Here is a 20552-nt window from a genome sequence, read left to right as displayed (position 1 = left end):
GAAGCCCCCGACGCCCCCGAAGCCCCCGAAGCCAAAGCCGAAGCCGAAGCCGCGGCTGATCCGCTGCGGCAGGTGCACAGCCTGACCCGCGACGTGCTGGCACAGTTGCAGAGTTGGCTGGCCCGGCCCGACACCGCCCACGCCCGCCTGCTGGTCGCCACCCGGAATGCGGTCAGCCTGAGCGCTTTTGACGGTGTCCCCGACCTGGCCCATGCCGCGGTCTGGGCGCTGATCCACACCGCCCAAAACGAGCACCCCGACCGCATCGTTGTGCTCGACACCGACAACACCGCCGCCAGCAACGACAACCTGCTGACCGTCGCCGCGACCCGACCGGTCGGCGAGCCGCAGCTGGCCCTGCGTCACGGTGTGGCCCACATCCCCCGCCTGGCCCGCCCGTTGATCCTGACCCCACCGGATGCGCCCGACTGGCAGTTGGCCAGCACCGGTCGAGGTGACCTGAGCAACCTGACCCTGGTCCCGACGAATCCGCCCACGCTGGCCCCCGGTCAGATCCGCGTTCAAATTCGGGCGACCGGGCTGAACTTCCACGATGTGGTCGTGGCGTTGGGCGCCATCGCCGACGAGAACATGGGCAGCGAAGCCGCCGGGATCGTCCTCGATGCCGCGCCCGGCAGTTCGCTGCGTCCCGGAGATGCGGTGATGGGCTCGTTCACCGACAACGCGTTCGCGCCCACCGCGATCGCCGACGAACGGATGGTGGTGCCGGTCCCGGCCGGGTGGTCGTTCATCCAGGCCGCGTCGGCGCCGGTGGCGTTTTTGACCGCCTACGTCTCCCTTGTCGAGATCGCCGGGCTGTCGGCGGGGCAGCGCGTGCTCATCCATGCCGGGGCCGGCGGTGTCGGGCAGGCCGCCATCCAGATCGCACACCACCTGGGTGCCGAGGTGTTCGCCACCGCCCACCCGAGCAAGCATCACGTGCTCACCGGGCTGGGGTTGGACCCCGGCCACATCGCCTCGTCGCGCACCCTGGATTTCCGCGACGCCTTCCGCGCCGCCACCGACGGCCGGGGCATGGACGTCGTGCTCAACAGCCTGGCCGGAGAGTTCATCGATGCCTCGCTGCAACTGCTGCCGCGCGGGGGCAGCTTCGTCGAAATCGGCAAGACCGACCTCCGCGCTGCCGCCGAGGTTGCCGCCACCCACCCCGGGGTCGACTACCAGATCTACGATTTGGCCAGCGCACCCGCGGAATCCCTGCAGCCGGCCTGGAAGACCCTGTCCGAGTTGTTCGGCTCCGGCGCCCTCAAGCCGCTGCCCACCACCAGCTACGGCCTGCTGAACGCCCCCCAGGCCTTCCGCGACATGAGCCAGGGAATCCATACCGGGAAGATCGTCCTGCTCCCGCCCCCGGCGCTGGATCCCGAGGGCACGGTGCTGATCACCGGGGGCACCGGAATGTTGGGCGCGCTCTTCGCCGAACACCTCGTCACCCACTACGGCGTCACGCACCTGCTGCTGGTGTCGCGCAGCGGCCCGGCCGCTTCCGGTGCCGCGGAGCTTCAGCAGCGCCTGACCGAGCTGGGCGCCCAAGTCACCATCACCGCCTGTGACACCGCCAACGCCGCCGACGTGGCCGCAGTGCTGGACGGCATTCCCGCTCGGCATCCGTTGACCGCCGTCCTGCACGCCGCCGGGGTCCTGGAAGACGCCGCGGTGGCCGACCTGACCGCCGATCAACTCGACGCGGTCCTGGCCGCCAAGGCCGATGCCGCCTGGCATCTGCATCGCCTCACCGCCGACCGCGACCTGGCGGCCTTCGTCCTGTTCTCCTCGGCCGCGGGCATACTGGGCAGCCCCGGGCAGGCCAACTACGCGGCCGCCAACGCCTTCCTCGACGCGCTGGCCCGCCAGCGCCACCACACCCAACTCCCGGCCACCAGCCTGGCCTGGGGTTACTGGCAAACCCCCAGCGGCATGACCGCCCACCTCAGCACCACCGACCTGACCCGCCTGGCCCGCACCGGCCTGACCCCCATCACCAACGAGCACGGCCTGGCGCTGTTCGACGCCGCGCTCGCCAGTCAGCGGGCCAACCTGCTGGCCAGCCCCTTCAACACCGCCGCGCTGACCCGCCAAGCACGCCGCAACGCCCTCCCCGCGATCCTGTCGACGCTGACCACCAGCCGCCCCCGCGCCAGCGCCGCCAGCGCCCGCAGCCTGCAGGCCCAGCTGGCCACCCAAACCCCCGAACAGCAACGCCGCGCTCTCACCGCGATGGTCACCGCCACCACCGCCGCCGTGTTGTCCCACCCGGACCCGGCGGCGCTGGATCCCGACCGTCCGTTCAAAGACCTGGGCATCGACTCACTGACCGCCCTGGAACTGCGCAACACCCTCAACCAACACACCGGCCTGGCCCTGCCGGCGACCCTGGTCCTCGACCACCCCACCCCGGCCGCGCTCGCCGCCCACCTGGCCGACCTGCTCACCGACACCGTCGCGCCCCCGGCCCCGGCGGCTCAGGTCGGCACGCGTGGCGACGAGCCGGTCGACAACAGGCTCGCCTACGTGGATCAAGCGATATTTCTCGCGATGCGCGCGGTTCACGGCACGCTGACGCAGTTCACGTGGCTCTATGACCATGCCGTCGATGTCGATGCGTTACGGCGTTTTCACCGCAACCTGGGATGCGGGTTGTTGGGCCGCAAGATCGAACGGTCTCCGTTACCGTTCGCGCGTGATCGCTGGGTCAAGGCTGCGGCGACGGACGACATCGATATCGCCGCGGCGCCGCGGCCGCGCGCCGCGGTGAGCGCCTGGCTCGACCAGCGGGCGCGCCTGCCCATCGACCCCGAGTGGGGACCCGGCTGGCATCTCGGGGTGCTTCCCCTCGACGACGGCGGGGCCGCGGTGAGTCTGGTGGTTTCGCATACGCTCGTCGACGGGATCGGGCTTGGCCAGGCGATAGCCGAGGCCGCCGAGGGCAGAATGCGCGACTTCGGCTACCCGCCCGCGGGATCGCGCACCCGCAGGCGCGCCGTGCGTGAGGACTTTCGGCAAACCGTCAAAGATCTGCCCGACATCACGAAGGCCTTCGTCTCCGCGGCCGGAAAAATCTGGCCCGACCGCAAACAATTCACCTCATCGATCAAAGCGGCACCACCTGCCCCCAGGACCGCCGACGACGACCAGGTGGTCGAGGTGCCCGCCCTGACCGCCTACGTCGGCCTGGCGGAATGGGATGCGCGCGCGAAAAGCCTTGGTGCAAGCAGTAACTCGCTGGTAGCGGCAGTCGCGTGCCGGCTTGCGGTGCGGGCGGGGCGCGTTCACGACGACGGCACGGTCACCCTACGATTCCCGGTGACGCTGCGCACCGAAGACGACACCCGCGGCAACGCGCTCACCGTGGTCGACGTCGCAGTCGACCCGACGCACGCGGCGACGGATCTCGGGGACATGCACGCCAAGATCACGCGAGAAATTCTCGCGGCGATGAAGAACCCCGACGAGGAGTTTTTGTCGACATTCCCACTGGCGCCGTTGGTTCCCAAGCGGTTGAACCGCAGGCTGGCAGGCATGGCGGCGGGTGGCGCCAGCCATCCGGTCACCGTGTCCAATGTCGGTGACCTGCCCCCGGCGGTGAACCGGCCCGACGGCACCGACGCCGAGTATGCGTACATGAGGTCCGTCGAGCCCGACATCAAGCAGAGCACCCTCGAGCACATCGGTGGACAACTGTTCGTGGGTTCGGGGCGCAGCCGCGGGAAGATCTTCTTCAGAATCTCCGCCTATGTTCTCGGCCGGCCGAATACTCACGATGAGCTGCGGGAGATGGTGTCGCGCACGTTCGCCGAATTCGATCTGCCTGCAGAAATCGATTGCTAGCCTTGATCTTTCGCGTGACCCGGCCGGGTGGGCCGCCGGTCGGGGTAGGGTGGTGCCCAGCATGCGACCTTTCATGACGCTTCGCCCGCGCCGACGGCTCCGGCATGAGCCCTGAAGCCCAGCGGCTGGGGCCGCGCTCGTGTCAGGCAGGACTGGATGCCGGTAGTCCAGTCGAAACCGAAGAACCGCCCAGGGCGCTGCAATCGAACGAGCCGATAACCCGGCGCAGACTCGTGTACGCGATCGTCGGACTGCTGGTGCTGCTTTATCTGGCGTCGTGGGTTGTCTTCGCGAGTATTTACGAACCTGATCTGCAATTCTTCCCGTACTACGCGGTCGATTACAGCCAGGGCTTTGTCAGGCGGGGACTCGGCGGCGAGATCCTCAATCTCTTTCCCTCCGACCTGTACTTCACCGGCCTGCTGATTTTGCGCTGGCTTGTGCCGGCGCTCTTCGGCGTCGGCATCGCAGCGGTGGCGTGGACGGTGGCAGTCAGATTCGGCCGCTCAGAACGCCGGCTGATGCTGGCCCTGCTCGCCCTGGTGCTGCCGTTCGGCTTTGTGCACGCCGTTGTGTTACCAACGCCCGACCTTCTCGGCGAGGCCGCGCTGGCAGCGTTCGCGGTGGTGCTCGCCTCGGCGAAGAGGGACCGATCGCTACCGGTTGCGAGCGGCATTTACGGGATCGCGGTTGCGGTGCTGACGCTGATCCACGAGGCAGTTCCGTTTCTGCAGGCGCTCGGCGCGATCCTGGCAATCGTCGTTCTGGTGCGCAGTTCCGCCGAAATTCAGCGCCTGAGCGCACTACTCGCGGTGGGCCCGGGCTTGGTCGTCGTGCTGGCGATAGCGTTGCTGCGACGGCAAGACGTCTCGTCCCATTGCGCCCGGTTGCCGCACAGAGCCGTCCGCTGGGCGCCCGGCCGGACTCCGAGCGTCGAACACGCCTACGTGGACTATCACGACTGGACGTGTCGCTTCATCACCGTCACCACCAGAAAAACTCCTCTGATCGGGCCCAACCAGATTGGCTGGGCCCCTTTGATCATGTCGACAATGGCGGGGATCGTCATCCTCACGCTGACGATGCTTGTCATCAGGGGTATTTCCGGCGTGCCCTTCGCGCGAGTTCGCCACGCCGTGCGGGGACGGCTTGCGTGGGTAACTCTGGCGGTGCTGTTGGTGCTTCCGGTTTACGCCACCTCAGCCGATTGGACCCGATGGTGGATCGCCATCACCTTCGATGTGGGCGTCGTTTATCTGCTCTACGCGAGCCGTCAACCCGAATCCACCCGATCGGCCACCAGAGCCACCCGGGCCTGGTTCGCGGTCGCGATCGTCTTTTTTGCCCTGGCCCCGATCCCCGCTGCGATCAACACCGAGCAGTCGGTGCGGGGCCTGGTCACCCACTGCTCGCAGCTGGTGAATGACCCGATGTGGGTGGGGATCTGCCCCTGATCGACGGGCGATGTCGACCAGGCCGATGTTCCGGTTCGGCCCTGACCGGCCCCCGATCGTGAATCGACCCGGCCTGCTCGACACGTGTGTGATAATTCCTCGACTCCACGGACTCCTCCCCTTCCCAGGTAGGTGACCTTGCACCCGGCCGACAGTCTTAGCCCGACCGCGGCACCAGCCGGTTCACGCTCGGCACAGACGAAATTTCGCCCCGACATCGAGGGCCTGCGCGCCGTCGCGGTAGTGGCCGTCGTCCTGTTTCACGCGGACGTGCCGGGGGTCGGCGGCGGGTTCGTCGGCGTGGACGTGTTCTTCGTGATCTCGGGCTTTTTGATCACCGGGCTGCTCTGGCGCGAGGCGAACACCACCGGCACCGTCCGGCTGCGCCGCTTCTACGGGGCGCGGGCCCGCCGACTGCTGCCCGCGTCGGCCACGGTCGGCGTGATCACCATGATCGCCGCGGCTGTGCTGTTACCCCCGCTGCAGGTCCCACTCGTCATCGATGACGGCATCGCCAGCGCGCTGTATGTCGGCAACTACTGGCTCATTGCGCAACAAGTCGACTACTTCGCCGCGACCAGGGCGGCATCGCCGTTCCAGCACTACTGGTCATTGGGCGTCGAGGAGCAGTTCTACCTGGTGTGGCCGGCCCTGATCATCGGTACGGCCTGGCTCATCCGGCTGCTGCGGCGGCGCACCCGGGCCGGGGCGACCTCCTCGAAACGCCCGTATCTGTTGGTCCTGGCGGTGGTGGCAGCCGTGTCGTTCGCGCTGTCGCTGGCGGTCACCTATGTGGCGCCTTTTGTGGCGTTCTTTTCGTTGCCCACCCGCGCCTGGCAGTTGGCCGCCGGCGGCCTCGTGGCGCTGACCGCCGGCCGGTGGCGCCGGCTGGCCCCAGGGACTGCCGCTGTGAGCGGATGGTCCGGGCTGGCGCTGATCCTGCTGGCCTGCACCTGGCTGGGTCCGGCCACGCCGTATCCGGGTACCGCCGCGCTGTTGCCCGTGCTGGGCGCGGCGCTGGTGATCGGCGCCGGCTGTGCCGCGCCGTCGCAGGGATGCGGCCGCATCCTGGCGGTGCGGCCGATGCGGGCGATCGGCCGGGTGTCCTACTCGTGGTATCTGTGGCACTGGCCGGTGCTGGTGCTCGCAGCGCCGTTGCTGGGCCACCCCCTCGGGCCGGCCGGCAGGTTGGCAGCGGTCCTCGTCTCCGGTGGCCTGGCGGTGCTGACCCTGCGGTTCATCGAGAACCCGCTGCGGTTCGCCGCCCCGATACGCCGCTCCGCCCTGGCCAGCCTCGCGCTCGGCGGCGCCGCCACCGCGATGGCGGTCGCCGTGGGTGTGGCGCTGCTGGTATCGATTCCCGTGCCCGTCGGGCGCGGCCCGGCGGGCACGGCGCTGTCCATCACCGTGACGCCGCCTCCCGCAGGCTCCACCATCAGCGCCTACGACGCGGCGGTGCAGCAGGCGTTCGCGCAGGTGCAGGCCGCGGTCATAGCATCGGCCCAGCTCAAAGCCGTCCCGTCGAACTTGAATCCACCGCTCACCGGGGCGGCGGCGGAGTTCAAGGCCGAGTTTCACAACGGCTGCCTGCGCAATCTCACCGACGTCGGGCAGCCCGAGTGCGCAACGGGCGACACCGCATCGACGACGACGGTCGCCCTGCTCGGCGACTCGAATGCCACGATGTGGAGCACGGCGTTCCAGCAGATCGCCACGCAGCGGCACTGGCGGCTGGAGACCCTGGGAAAGGGCGCCTGCACGCCGATGGACTTGCCCATCAGCGACGCCATCCGTCGCGCGGTGTCAAACGCCCTGTGCCGGCAGTGGCGCGCTGAGATACTCGACCGGCTACAGGCCGAGCACCCGCGGCTGGTCGTGGTGAGCATGTACCGCGGGTACGGCTTCGGGCACGGCTACACGCCGGGGTTCACTTCCTACGACCCGGTGTGGAACGACGGCCTGGCCCGCCTGGTGCAGCAGCTCAGGCGCGCCGGGTCGCAGGTGCTGGTGCTCGGGCCGATCCCGGCTACGCGCATGGCGGCGCCGATCTGCTTGTCCGGGCATCTCGATGACGCGGGCGCCTGCACATCGCCGAGATCGACGTCGGTCAACAAATCCGGCGTCGCCGCCGAGTCCGCCGCCACCCTGGCCGCCGGCGGGCGATACGCCGACGTCACCGACTTGTTCTGCACAGCCGACCGCTGCCCGGACATCGTCGGTAACACCCTCGTGTACTTCGACGGCAATCACATCACACTCGAATACGCCCAGGCGTTGGCTCCGGCAATCGGGGCGCTGGCCGACCGCGCGCTCGCCCACAGTTGACAAACCTGGAATCGATCCGGCCTGTTTGGCAGGTGTGTGATAATTCGTCGACTCTACGAACCCGTCCTTCGCAGGTAGGTGAGCTTGCACCCGGCTGACAGCGTTAGCCCCACCCAAGCAGTCCCGAGTCGCCGCTCGGAAAAAAAGGGGTTTCGCCCCGACATCGAGGGCCTGCGCGCCATCGCGGTCATCGCCGTTGTCCTGTTTCATGCCGACATACCCGGTGTGGGCGGCGGATTCGTCGGCGTGGACGTCTTCTTCGTGATCTCGGGCTTCCTGATCACCGGGCTGCTCTGGCGCGAGGCCAGTGGCACCGGCACGGTCCGGCTGGCCCGCTTCTACGGGGCGCGGGCCCGCCGGCTGCTGCCGGCGTCGGCGGCGGTCGGCGTGGTGATCATGCTCGGCGCGGCTGTCCTGGTACCCGCGTTGCTGTCCCGAGGCATCATCCGCGACGGCATCGCCAGCGCGTTGTACGTCGGCAACTACCGATTCATGCTCCAGGGCGTCAACTACCTCGCCACCAACCTGCCGCCGTCGCCGTTCCAGCACTACTGGTCGTTGGGCGTCGAGGAGCAGTTCTACCTGGTGTGGCCGGCCTTGATCATCACGACGGCCTGGCTGATCCGACGGGTGCGACGGCGTAACGGGGCCCATACCGGCTCCTCGGCAACCCCGTATCTGGTGGTCCTGGCCCTGGTCGCGGCGGTGTCGTTCGCCATGTCGCTGGTGGCCACTCGCCTGGCGCCTCCGGTGGCGTTCTTTTCGCTGCCCACCCGGGCCTGGGAGTTGGCCGTCGGCGGCCTGGTGGCGCTGACCGCCGTCCAATGGCGCCGACTCCCGCCACTGCCCGCCGCGCTCGCCGGATGGGGGGGGCTGGCCCTCATCCTGCTGGCCTGCACCTGGTTGGGCCGGAGCACGCCCTATCCGGGTACCGCGGCGCTGTTGCCCGTGCTGGGCGCGGCGCTGGTGATCGGCGCCGGCTGCGCCACCCCCGCCCAGGGCTGCGGACGCGCCCTGGCGGTGCGGCCGATGCGCGCGATCGGCCGGGTGTCCTACTCGTGGTATCTGTGGCACTGGCCGGTGCTGCTGGTGGCGATGCCTGCCGCGGCATGGCCGAGGCACCCGCTCTGGCTGTCGCTGATAGCGATCTTGTTTTCGCTCGGGCTGGCCGTGCTCACCCTGCGTTTCGTCGAGAACCCGCTGCGCTTCGCCGGGCCCATGCGCCGGTCGCCCACCCGCAGTCTGGCGCTCGGCGGTGTCGCCACCGCGATCGCGGTGTGTGTGGGCGTGGCGCTGCTGGTAGTGGTACCCAGCCCGGTCGGCCATGGCCCGGCAGCGCCCGCGCTGACCGTCAAGGCGACGCTTCTGCCCGCGGGCTCCGGCATCGCCGCATACGACGCGGCGGTAGAGCAGGCGGTCGCCCAGGTGCAGGCCGCGGTCGCGGCCTCGGCCGACCTCCAAGCCGTCCCCTCGAACCTGGACCCGCCGCTCGCCGACGCGGCGAAAAGACCACTCGGCCCCCAAGGCTGCCTGCGCGATCTTCTCCCGATCGATCATCCCCAGTGCGCGACGGGCGATATTGCCTCGTCGACAACGGTGGCCCTGGTCGGCGATTCGAATGCCGCGATGTGGCAGCCGGCATTTGAGCAGGTAGCCGCGCAGCGGCACTGGCGGCTCGAGACCCTGGCCAAGGGCTACTGCCCGATGATGGATCTGCCCATCGCCATCCCCCTCTTTGGCCGGGAGTACAGCGAGTGCGAGCAGTGGCGCGGCCGGATCCTTGCCCGGTTACAGGCCGAGCACCCGCGGCTGGTCGTGCTCACCATGATGCGGCGATACGGCGCCCAATACGGTTGGGCGTCAGGTCTCACGTCCTACGACCCGGCGTGGACCGCCAGCCTGACCCGTCAAGTGCAACAGCTGCGCAGAACCGGCGCCCAGGTGCTGGTGCTCGGGGCAATCCCGGATCCGCAGTCGGTGGTGCCCCTATGCCTGTCGCTGCACCTCGATGACGAGCGCGCCTGCTCGCCGCCCGCGTCGAAGGCCGTGAATCAACCCGGCATCGCGGCCGAAGCCGCCGCCACCAAAGCCGGCGGCGGGCAATACGCCGACCTCACCGCGCTCTTCTGCACCGCCGACCGCTGCCCGGTCATCGTCGGCAACACCCTGGTATACGCCGACGAACATCACGTGACGCGCGTTTACGCCGACCTGCTGGCGCCGGTGATGGGGGCCCTGGCAGGCCGCGCACTCGCACCGGGCTGACATGGTGGTCGTACTTCCTTCACACAGCAACAGGAGGCATCGGATTTTGTCCACATCTGTGCTCATCACTGGCGGGGCGGGATTCATCGGGTCCGCCCTTGCGCGCCGACTCGTCAAAGCCGGCTACGACGTCGCGGTGATGGATGTCTTGCACCCGCAGGTGCACGGCGAACGTGTGACGATCGACCTGCCGCCATCGGTGCGGCTGTGCACCGGCGACGTTACTCATGCCCCCGACTGGGATGCCGTGCTGCGGTTGTGCCGACCGTCCCAAGTCGTGCATCTGGCGGCCGAGACGGGAACGGCGCAGTCGCTGTCGGAGGCCACGCGCCACGGTTCGGTGAACGTGGTGGGAACAACGCAACTGCTTGACGCCCTGAGCCGCTCGGCACACGTGCCCGACCAACTCGTCGTGGCGTCCTCGAGGGCCGTCTACGGCGAGGGCGCGTGGCAATGCGGCTCCCAGGTCTTCTACCCGCAGCCGCGCAGCCACGCCCAGCTGCTGGCCGGAATCTGGGATCCGCACGGGCCCACCGACGATCCCGCGGTGCCGCTGCCGAGCTGCGCCGGCCGAACCGAGCCGCGGCCCACCAACATCTACGCCGCGACCAAGCTCGCCCAGGAACACATCTTGGCCGCCTGGGCGGCCGCCCACGACACCCACCTCAGCGTGCTGCGGCTGCAGAACGTGTACGGGCCCGGCCAGTCGCTGACGAATTCCTACACCGGGATCGTCGCTCTTTTCGCACGACTGGCCCGCCGGCAACACCCGCTGGAAGTCTACGAAGACGGACGCATCGTGCGCGATTTCGTCTATATCGACGATGTCGTCGAGGCGCTGTTCGCCGCGATAGAACGACCCGCGGCCCAACCACGCTGCCTCGACATCGGCTCGGGTACCCCGGCAACCATCCAGGAACTGGCGCACAAAATCGCCACCCTCTGCGATGCCCCCGAACCCAAGGTCGTGGGGAAATTCCGCGACGGCGACGTCCGCGCCGCCAAGTGCGACATCGCACCGGCAACAAAGGAACTCGACTGGCGCCCGCAATGGACGCTCGAGAACGGCCTGCACACCCTGCTCGACTGGATCGGCGAGCAACCCGAATCACCCGTCAAGACAAGCGATCACACGCCCATGACGGCTACGCTGAAGTAGAACCGCTCAGCCAACCCGCCCCAGGCGGGCGAATTCTTCCACCAGATCGGCGGTGGTCGCAACGCTGTCGGCGGGTTTGGTCATCCGGGCCGCGAGCTCGCGGGCGGCGGTGAGGCATTGCGGGGCAAGGACGGTGCGAAGGTCCGCGAGCAACGACTTCTCGGTGGTGGCCGAAAAGCGCCGTCCGGTACCCACTTTCAGTCGTTTGACCCGTGCTCCCCAGAGCCCCTGATCGGGCAACGTCCACAGGATCAACGTCGGCAGTCCCGCGCGCAGACCCGCGTTCGTGGTGCCGCAGCCGCCGTGGTGCACGAACGCGCGGCAGGCGGGAAGGGCGGCGGCGTAGTTCATCACGCCCACCACCTTGACGTGCTCGGAGTGGGTGACGTTGCCGTAGTCGGACCCGGCGGCACAGATCAACGCCCGCTCGCCCAGCTGCGCGCAGGCCGAGCTGATCATGGCGAGCGTGTCGGCAGCGGACTCGACGCCCACGCTGCCGAATCCGAAGCAAATCGGCGGTGTTCCCTCGGCGATCCACGACGCGACCTCGTCGTCGTTGTCCGTCGGTAACTCCATCGTCAGCGCGCCGACGAACGGCCTTCTCGGGGGCTGCCGCCCATTCCATTTCCCCCATTCGGCGGCCAGCCCGGGGTAGCACACCTCGTCGTAGGCCTGGATTTCCAGCGATCCGCGTTCGGTGATCCGCCGCGGCCAGGGGCGCGTCGCCGCCGCTAAACCGAGTTCACGGCGCTGGGCATCCTCGACCTTCTTTCCTCCGCGCCACGCCGCCCAGTCGAGCATCCTGGTCGCGGAACGGGCCAGCGGCGCCGGCAGGAACGGCAGAAGCTGACCGTTGGCTCGCAGCGGGAAGATATGCAGGGTGGCGAACGGAATGTCGCAATGCTCCGCGGCGTTGAGCGCGTCGTCCTCGAAATTCATGCCGGTGAGCAGCAGGTCGGCCCCGTCCGCCAGCGACGTCAGCGTCTTGCTGACCTCCGCCCGGCACTGCGTGAGAGGCGCCGCATATTCGGCCGACAACCTGCTCAGCTCCCTGACCCTCCAGGGTTTGGTGAACAAACCGGCCCAGAAATCGCGATGCGGGTCCAGGATGGCGTTCAACGCCGGTCCGTAGGCCACCGCCGCAGGCCCGGCCGCCTCGACGAAGCCGACCATCTCAGGCGCGACGGCCATGTGGACGTCATGCCCGCGGCGCACCAGCTCGCGGCCGACAGTGACGTAGGGCTCGACTTCCCCGCGAGTTCCCCAGTTCGCCAGCACAAATTTCATCGGCGAAATCCTAGCCTTTCACTTCCCGTGCGCGTTCGGGGGAATGGGAGCGGCAGCCCGCGTCCCCGGCTCAGCCGCCCAGCAGCATAACCCGGTACCCGCGCCGTCGAACCGGAAGCCGGAACTTTTGGGGCAAACCGGCCGACAACACTGAATCGTAGCGGGAGAGCCCCTGCACCATTCTGCGGTCGCTGCGATGCCGGAATTTTGTCGCCTACGCATTGTTGGCCGGGCGGATTATCGGCGATCGCGGCGGACGCCTCGTGTCCGTCGTCGGGCCGGCCGGCGCACCATTAGTTGAGGATTCGGCCGAGCCGTGTTGAACAGGTGTGTGATAATGCCTCGATTCGATGACCGCATCCTCTCGTTAGGTAGGTGATTGTGCGCCAGGCCGACAGCGTTAGCCCTACCGAAGAAGTGCAGCGCCGGCGCCCGCCCCACAAGGAATTCCGCCCGGACATTGAGGGTTTGCGCGCCGTCGCGGTGCTGGCGGTTGTGCTGTTTCACGCCCACGTGCCCGGTGTGAGCGGCGGGCTCGTCGGCGTGGACGTGTTCTTCGTCATCTCAGGCTTTCTGATCACGGGGCTGCTCTGGCGCGAGGCAAGCACCACCGGAACCGTCGGGCTGCGCCGGTTCTACGGGGCGCGGGCGCGCCGGCTGCTCCCGGCGTCGGCGGCGGTCGGCGTCGTCATCATGATCGGCGCGGCCGTTCTGTCACCGGTGTTGCAGTCGCGGAGCGTCTTCGTCGACGGCATCGCCAGCGCGTTGTACGTCGCCAACTACCGGTTCATGCTTCAGGGCGTCGACTATCTCGCCGACTCCCTGCCGTCGCCGTTTCTGCACTACTGGTCGTTGGGCGTCGAGGAGCAGTTCTACTTGGTGTGGCCGGCTTTGATCATCGGCACGGCGTGGCTGATCCGGCGTGCGCGGCGGCGCACCGACGCCCTGGCCGCCTCATCGGAACGCCCGTATCTGCTCGTCCTGGCGCTGGTCGCGGCAGCGTCGTTTGCGCTGTCACTGGTACTCACCCGCGTGCTGCCCCCCGTGGCGTTTTTTTCGCTGCCCACCCGGGCCTGGGAGCTGGCCGTCGGGGGCCTGGTGGCGCTGACCGCCGGCCAGTGGCGCCGACTCCCGGCGCTGGCCGCCGCCATCGCGGGATGCGCGGGGCTGGGGGTGATCGTCCTGGGCTGCATCCTAGTGGGGCCCGACACGCCCTATCCGGGTACCGCCGCGCTGTTGCCTGTGCTGGGTGCGGCGCTGGTGATCGGCGCGGGCTGCGCCGCGCCCGCTCAGGGAGTCGGACGCGTCCTGTCGGTGCGGCCGATGCGCGCGATCGGCCGGGTGTCCTACTCGTGGTATCTGTGGCACTGGCCGTTGCTGCAGGTGGTACCCGCGTCAGCAATCGCCCATTCCCTAGGGGTAAGGCTGGCATCGATCTTGGTCTCCCTGGGGCTGGCCTTCTTGACTCTGCGTTTCATCGAGAACCCGCTACGCTTCGCCGCTCCCCTGCGCCGGTCGGCCAACCGCAGTCTCGCCGTTGGCGGCGCCGCCACCGCGATCGCAGCCGGTGTCGGCGTGGCACTGCTGGTCTGGATGCCCGTCCCGGTCGGCCGCGGTCCCGCGGCCCCGGCGCTGACCGTCACCGCGGCGCCTCCACCCACCGGTTCCAGCATGGACGCCTACGACGCGGCGGTGCAGGACGCGTTCGCGCAGGTGCAGGCGGCGGTGGCGGCATCGGTCGGGCTGAAAGCCGTGCCCTCGAACCTGACCCCGCCGCTTGCCGGCGTCACAGCCGCACTCAGGGACCTGTACTTGCACGGCTGCCTCCGCAATGTTTTCGAAGTCGGACAGCCGGAGTGCGCGAGCGGCGACACCACCTCGAACACGACGGTGGCCCTGGTCGGCGACTCGCACGCCGCGATGTGGAATCCCGCGTTCGTGGAGGTCGCCACCCGACGGCACTGGCGGCTGGAGACCATGACCAAGGCCGCCTGCCCAATGCTTGACCTGCCCACCATCAACGGCGCCGTTGACCGGCCTTACACCGAGTGCGACCAGTGGCGCGCTCAGATCACCGCACGGTTACAGGACGAGCACCCGCGGCTCGTCGTGCTCAGCATGACGCGGACGTATCGGCAGTCGGGTCTCACGTCATACAATCCGGCCTGGATCGACTCCCTGAACCGCCTCGTCAAGCAGCTGCGCGGCACCGGCGCGCGGGTGCTGGTCCTCGGGCCGATCCCGGATCCAAACGCAAAAGTGCCGAACTGCCTGACCGGCCATCTCGACGACGCGACGGCCTGCGCTGCGCCGACCTCGAAGGCGGTGAACCAAGCCGGCATCGCGGCCGAGGCCGCCGCCACCAAAGCCGGCGGCGGACAATACTCAGACCTCACCGAGCTGTTCTGCACCGCCGATCGCTGCCCGGTCATCGTGGGTAACGCCCTGGTCTACCTGGACGAGGCCCACCTGACGCGTGAATACTCCCGGCAGTTGGCACCGGTGATGGGCGTGCTGGCCGACCGCGCGCTCGCCAATGGTTGACATGCTGCGGCGTGTTGGCCGCGGTCCTACGCCCGATTCCCAGCGGGCTCTTCGAGGTACCACGGGTTGGCGCGTGCCCACTCGATGGTGCGGCGGATCCCTTCCTCGACGTCGACCTGAAGGCGCCACCCCAGCTCGCGCTGCGCCTTGGTCGAGTCCGGGATACGACGGGGAATGTCCTCGTAGCGGCCCCCGTAGCGCGCCGCGGTGTCCACAGCTTCGGCGCCCGACACCGAGTCGACGTCGGCGATCTTGATCGCCAGTGCGACGGCGTCACGCATGGTCGTCTCGGTCATGCTGCCGATGTTGAACGCCTCGCCGATCGCCGCACTGCTGTCGGCCGCCAGCAGGGTGCCGGCGATGGCGTCGTCGACGTAGGTGAAACAGCGCGTCTGCTCACCCGAGTCGTACAGCAGCGGCGGGCGGCCGTTGAGGATTCGGTGGATGCTCTGCGAAATCACGAAGATCGGATTCTGCCGCGGCCCATACACATTGAAGTAGCGCACCACCGTCACCGGCAGCCCGTAGGCGGTGTGCATCGCGAACACCAGGTGCTCGGCCATGGCCTTGCTGGTGCTGTAGCTCCACCGCGCGGTCCTCGTCGAACCAAGGACGCGGTCGTCGTCCTCGGCGAAGGGCGGGTTGGGATTTTTCCCGAACACCTCCGACGTGCTGGCGAACACCACGCGTGTGCCGTGCCGGTGGCTCAGCTCAAGGACGTTGCGGGTGCCGATCACGTTGACGTCGAGAACCCGCAACGGGTCGTTGAGATAGTTCGTGACCCCGACGACGGCGGCCAGGTGAAAGACCGTGTCGACGCCGGGAGTCAGGGCTTGTTCGAGCGCGCTCAGATCGGTGACGTCGCCCTGCACGAACCGGAAGTTGGCATGCCGGTCGAAGTCGATGCTGGTGTCGCGGGTGTTCTTCGCAAAATCGAACACCGTGACCGAATCTCCGCGGTCCAGCAACGCGGACACCAGGTGGGACCCGATGAAGCCGTAGCCGCCCGTCACGACGACATTGGACATATTTACTTTTCCATTTCCACGTAGCGGTTCACCTGCACCTACCGGCCGATCCCCTTGTAGACGAACCCGGCGGCGCGCACCGCGGCCGGGTCGAAGCTGTTCCGTCCGTCAAGGAACACACACTTAGCTGCCGTCAGTTCCGCGAGCCGCACCAGTGGGATCTGGTGAAACTCCCGGTGTCCCGCCAGCACCACCAAGGCATCGGCGTCCTTGACCGCCGACTCGATGTCCGGGGTCAGCGGGACCGTCGTCACCGTGTGGGCCTCCTCGTCCGGCACCCACGGATCGTGGACCGAAAGCCGGCAGCCGGACTCCTCGAGCAAGGCGAGAACGTACTTGGTGGGCGTGAGCCGGCAGTCACCGGTGTTGTTCTTGAACGCGATGCCCAGCACCGCGATCGTGCTGGTCTCGATCGCCTTGCCCTGCTCGGCGAGCAGCTGGGTGAGCAACCCGTAGGTGTAGGCCGGCATCGTGTCGTTGACGGTCCGCGACGTCCGCGGGATCGCCAGCTCCAGCCCGACGGACTGCCCCAGATGGTTGACGAACCACGGATCCTTGGTCAGGCAGTAGCCGCCGACGCCCATGCTCGGCCGCAAGATGTTCGCGTCGCGCCCGCCCTTGGGCATCGTGTTGGCCGCCTCGATGACTTGCAGGGCGTCCATCCCGAGCCGGTCGCAGACCTTGGCCAGCTCGTTCGCCAGCGCGACGTTGAGGTCGACCCAGAGGTTGTCGGCGAGCTTGACCATCTCGGCGGTCCGCGGATCGTCGACGACGACGGAATCCACACCCAGGGCGTGCCGCCACAATGTGGAGCAGGCGCGGGCGCTGCGCTCGTCGACGGCGCCGACCACGACGGGAATCGACGTCAGCTCGCGGATGGCTTGGCCTTCGGCGAGCCGTTCGGGGCAGAATGCCAACCCGAAGTCGACGCCGGCCCGCAGCCCCGAGGTCTCTTCGAGGATCGGCCGGACGATCTTTTCGGTGGTGTCGGGCGGCACCGTGCTCTTGAGGATGACGAGGTGGCCGGCACGCAGGTGCTCCCCCACGGCCCGCGCCGCTGCCTTGATGTCGTCGACGATGGGCTCGAAGTCCGGACCCAGCGGGGTACCGACGGTCACGATGACGAAGTCGTTGTCGGCGAGCGCACCGAAGTCGGTCGTGGCGCGAAGCCGACCGACTCGCACGCTGTTGGACACGAGTTCGCCAAGCCCCGGCTCGGGAACGGTGCTCTTGCCCAGGTTGATCTCGTCGACGACGCTCTGTCGCACGTCGATCCCCGTCACGGGCCAGCCGCGGTCGGCCAGCACGGCACCGATCACGGTGCCGATGTAGCCGAAGCCCACCACCGCGATGCCCGACCGCATGCCACGCACCAGAAGGTCGATCTCAGCGTCGCTGCGCCCGAACACGCCTTCAGCCATGGTGCAACCCAGCCCTTCGGTCCCCCGTCGCGTTCTGTGAATCGAAAGCGGTGGCCTCCCACCCCGCTAACCCGTCCGGCAGTTTAATCCAACACCCGTGCACTAGGTCCTGGAACCCGGAAGTTTCGGCTGAGCGGCACAACGCGACTAGGTTCGCTGACATGGGCCTGTTCGTGCGCGAATCCGGTCCGGCGAGGGCGCCTGCCATCGTCTTCCTGCACGGCGCATATACGAGCGGCTGGTGTTGGGAGCCGGTGGTCGAACGCGTGCGGCAATATCGCTGTCTTGTCCCCGATCTTCGGTCCGTCGCTGATCGACGCAGCACACCGCTTGTCACCCGGTGCGCCACCAGCCGAACCGATCGGCGTTCAGGACGGCTGGCGCAGCGGAAGGCCGGCAGCGCGATAGATCGCGTCGATGACGGTCATGTTCTCGACCGCTTCGTCCGGTGTCGTCTTCACGGGTTCCCCGCGCAGCACCGCCCCGGCGAAAGCCTCAAGCTGATACGCGTAGCTGGTACGCCGCGGGAAGCGTTCCACACGTTGTCCGTCGGCCGAGCGGATCGAGAGCCGAGGCAAAAGGTGCGGTGCCGCCGGGCTGAGGTAACGCAGTCGGCCGCGGTCACCAACCACTGTGGCGCTCGCCCGAAACAGCTTCGACGACCACAGCGCACACTGCAGCCGGCCCGTGTGCCCGCCGGCAAACCGCACCTCGGCCGTCATGGCCCGGTCCACCTGCGGACCGCCCAGCTTCGCCCGTGCCGACACGACGTCGGGGGTCGAACCGCCGAACGCCCGGGCCATGTCGACGGTATAAACACCGGTATTCATCAGCGCGCCCCCGGCGAGGGAGTAGTCGTAGGCGTTGGCGTTGGAGCGCTTCGGCAGTAACGCGCAGATCGCCATCTCCACCCGCTCCAGGTTGCCCAGCTCCCCCGACGCAATGATCTGCTCAACGCGCGCGGTCAACGGGTGGTAGCGGTATTGGAGCGCCTCCATCACGACCCGGTCCGATTGGGCGGCCAGGCCGGCGATCTCGCGGGCCTCGTCGGCGTTGGCGGTGAACGGCTTTTGGCACAGCACATGCTTGCCCGCGTCCAGCGTGGCCCGGGTCCACCTGCCGTGCACGCTGGTCGGCAGCAGGTTGTAGACCGCGTCCAACTCTGGATCGGCGATCAGCGCCGCGTAGTCGTCATGCACCCGGCCAATGCCGTGTTCGGCGGCGAAGGCTCGCGCGCGGGACACGTCGCGCGCGGCGACCGCGGCCACGACGACCTCGGTGTTGTCCTTCGCCGGAGTGAGGAGTGTCATCGGCGCCCAGCGTGATGCGCCCAGGATGCCGATCCGCACCGGGGCGGCTCCGCGTCCAGGCATGCGGGCGATGCTAACAGTTGATCCGGGCGCTCGGAGGGATCACGGAACTGGCCATGAGGCGCAAGTTCGTATCAAGATTCACCACCGATTCTCTGAATGTAGAAAGAACCCGGGTCTCGATCCTCTGTGAGGTAGGGGCATTTTTCTTTTAATTTCTCATAATGATGGTGCCGAAGGAAGTTGAGGGCCCCTATCACTTTCCAGTCCCTGTTGGACGTCAGAAACGCCTCCAGCAGATATTGTTCATTCCAAAAAAGCACCTTGTCGACGACCCATGCTGGCGGATAGTCTCGTGGAGAGAAAATGTCATGGATATGAACAATTACACCAGTTTTGAGCACAGGAAGGATTTCCAAGAACTCGAAAAGCACATCACCCTGGGGTCGAATCACATGCGATGAATCGATGAACAATATATCGTCTGCACACAGCTCCTTGAAGATCTGTAAGTCACAATTCTCGGCCTTCTCCCGGATGACCGTGGCGCCTAAGCTTTCGAGCCAATCATTTTCATAAGGCTCTATCAAGATATGTTTGCATGAGTAATGTGGATCGACGCGCTTGTTGTCGTCCAGCGCCCGGCGTGCCACTTGGGTCGAAAAGCCACTACCAATCTCAATGATTCGCTTTGGCTTCTTCGACCGAATCAGGCTGTACCAGTACTCGGCATCTCCGGATCCAAATGCGCCGTTATCGATATAGAATTCATGGCCGCCAGTCTTTGCCCCTGACAAAGTAGCGAGCTCGATAGTGTAGGAAAAAGAAGAAAGAAGCTGCAGCTGTTCTTCGATGTTCCAGTCGATTCCCGGCAAGACCCGCTCTGCCGAGAGGAACTCCCTGATCGGCGCATTGCGGAACGCGGGTTCGTGGTAATGATCCCTGATTGGAAAACAACCGGCGCGCAAAAGCATGCCTTTCGAGCACGGAAGCTGCTCGACCCCGACCGTTCTGACGTATTTAAGCAAAAGCGCGCTGATAAACACAAATGGGGCAAGGATAATGTCGATTGCCGCCACTACCTTTTTCTCGACCGCGCGTATAACAACATTGCGCAACTGGGTGACCAACTCTCTTTCTTCGAAATGAGTCCATCGCTGCAATCTACTGCAATCTGGCTAAGCTTCGCCCCGAACCGTTATCATGATGCTCTGAATCCCTTAACGCCAGTTACTCGATGGCGGTGCAGTTTAGCACGGCCACTGTACACCCACAGCTTATTGATGACCGTGCGGCCGAAGTCGCTAGATGGGTAGTTTCCAGCCCCACGGCTGCCCCGTCATCGGCGATCGCGGCCACGCCTTTGTCTCCGTCTTTAGGCTGGGGCATGCGCGAAATGATGGGGTCGGGCGAGATGCGCATACTTCACCCCCGTCTTGTCCCGAACAACCGATGGTACGATCCCGATTCGCCCGGACCGGGCAAAGGATCGGGGCGTCATCCCAGCTGAGGAGCTCGATTGGCCGACGGCAAACTAGGCGCGCGCGAGGCCGAACGCCTGGTGTGGGACGTGATCGTGGTGGGCACCGGCATGGGCGGCGGGATGCTGGGCTACGCGCTGGCCCGCTCCGGGCGCCGGGTGCTGTTCGTCGAAAAAGGACGCTCCACCCTGCCCGGCACACCGGGCACCATCCGCGCGGCCATGCCCGAACTGGCCGAACCGCAGGCCTACCGCTCCGAAACCGGCTACTACGACGCCTTGGCCCGCGCCGGACGCAGCACCGACGAAATCGAAGACATCAGCGGGCGCGTCCCCAAGCGCTTCGTGCCGTTCATCGGTGCCGGCACCGGCGGCTCCTCGGCCCTCTACGGCATGGTCTGCGAACGCTTCTTCGCCCAGGATTTCACCC

The 20552-nt window shown here is 67.3% G+C and carries 12 protein-coding genes; 7 read left to right on the top strand and 5 right to left on the bottom strand.

Translation table 11 applies throughout. The annotated features are described in order from the left end of the window. The 5 genes from FPZ47_RS19945 to FPZ47_RS19925 form a co-directional block, all read left to right on the top strand. Nucleotides 1–3849: SDR family NAD(P)-dependent oxidoreductase (locus FPZ47_RS19945; protein ID WP_145039561.1), on the top strand; the 3849-nt coding region annotated here is incomplete at its 5' end. A gap of 104 nt (nucleotides 3850–3953) precedes the next feature. Beyond that, nucleotides 3954–5303: a hypothetical protein gene (locus tag FPZ47_RS19940; protein WP_144949922.1), complete on the top strand. Its 1350-nt coding sequence runs from the start codon at nucleotides 3954–3956 to the stop codon at nucleotides 5301–5303. A gap of 132 nt (nucleotides 5304–5435) precedes the next feature. Then, nucleotides 5436–7628 (top strand): acyltransferase family protein, encoded by a 2193-nt coding sequence (locus FPZ47_RS19935; RefSeq protein WP_144949924.1) that lies wholly within the window; start codon nucleotides 5436–5438, stop codon nucleotides 7626–7628. 78 nt (nucleotides 7629–7706) lie between these two features. Then, a complete protein-coding gene (locus FPZ47_RS19930; protein ID WP_144949926.1) occupies nucleotides 7707–9893 on the top strand; it encodes an acyltransferase family protein in 2187 nt (728 codons plus the stop codon). 58 nt (nucleotides 9894–9951) lie between these two features. Beyond that, nucleotides 9952–11052 (top strand): NAD-dependent epimerase/dehydratase family protein, encoded by a 1101-nt coding sequence (locus FPZ47_RS19925; protein ID WP_144949941.1) that lies wholly within the window; start codon nucleotides 9952–9954, stop codon nucleotides 11050–11052. 6 nt (nucleotides 11053–11058) lie between these two features. Here FPZ47_RS19925 and FPZ47_RS19920 read toward each other — a convergent pair whose 3' ends face one another. After that, nucleotides 11059–12339, bottom strand: coding sequence for a glycosyltransferase (locus FPZ47_RS19920; RefSeq protein ID WP_144949928.1), 1281 nt, complete (start codon nucleotides 12337–12339; stop codon nucleotides 11059–11061). 381 nt (nucleotides 12340–12720) lie between these two features. On the opposite strand from FPZ47_RS19920, the gene FPZ47_RS19915 reads away from it, so the two are divergent. Further along, a complete protein-coding gene (locus tag FPZ47_RS19915) occupies nucleotides 12721–14883 on the top strand; it encodes an acyltransferase family protein (protein ID WP_144949943.1) in 2163 nt (720 codons plus the stop codon). Between the two features lie 26 nt (nucleotides 14884–14909). Here FPZ47_RS19915 and FPZ47_RS19910 read toward each other — a convergent pair whose 3' ends face one another. From FPZ47_RS19910 to FPZ47_RS19895, 4 genes are all read right to left on the bottom strand, one after another. Then, entirely contained in the window at nucleotides 14910–15911 is a 1002-nt protein-coding gene (locus FPZ47_RS19910) for an NAD-dependent epimerase/dehydratase family protein (RefSeq protein WP_144949930.1), read from the bottom strand. Nucleotides 15912–15949: 38 nt separating this feature from the next. Further along, nucleotides 15950–17332 carry a nucleotide sugar dehydrogenase gene (locus FPZ47_RS19905; RefSeq protein ID WP_144949932.1) on the bottom strand — a complete coding sequence of 461 codons (1383 nt, stop codon included), beginning with the start codon at nucleotides 17330–17332 and terminating at the stop codon, nucleotides 15950–15952. Between the two features lie 368 nt (nucleotides 17333–17700). Beyond that, nucleotides 17701–18705, bottom strand: coding sequence for a Gfo/Idh/MocA family protein (locus tag FPZ47_RS19900; RefSeq protein WP_144949935.1), 1005 nt, complete (start codon nucleotides 18703–18705; stop codon nucleotides 17701–17703). A gap of 71 nt (nucleotides 18706–18776) precedes the next feature. After that, nucleotides 18777–19772, bottom strand: a complete 996-nt coding sequence (locus FPZ47_RS19895; RefSeq protein ID WP_210419950.1) for a class I SAM-dependent methyltransferase — start codon at nucleotides 19770–19772, stop codon at nucleotides 18777–18779. A gap of 389 nt (nucleotides 19773–20161) precedes the next feature. Between FPZ47_RS19895 and FPZ47_RS19890 the strand changes: the two genes are divergently transcribed. Further along, a partial coding sequence (locus FPZ47_RS19890; protein ID WP_145039558.1) for an FAD-binding protein occupies nucleotides 20162–20552 on the top strand: 391 nt, incomplete at its 3' end.

Source organism: Mycobacterium helveticum (genome assembly GCF_007714205.1).
GTDB lineage: Bacteria > Actinomycetota > Actinomycetes > Mycobacteriales > Mycobacteriaceae > Mycobacterium > Mycobacterium helveticum.
The sequence above is the reverse complement of the archived record's forward strand: the minus strand, read 5'-3'. Positions and strand labels throughout refer to the sequence as shown.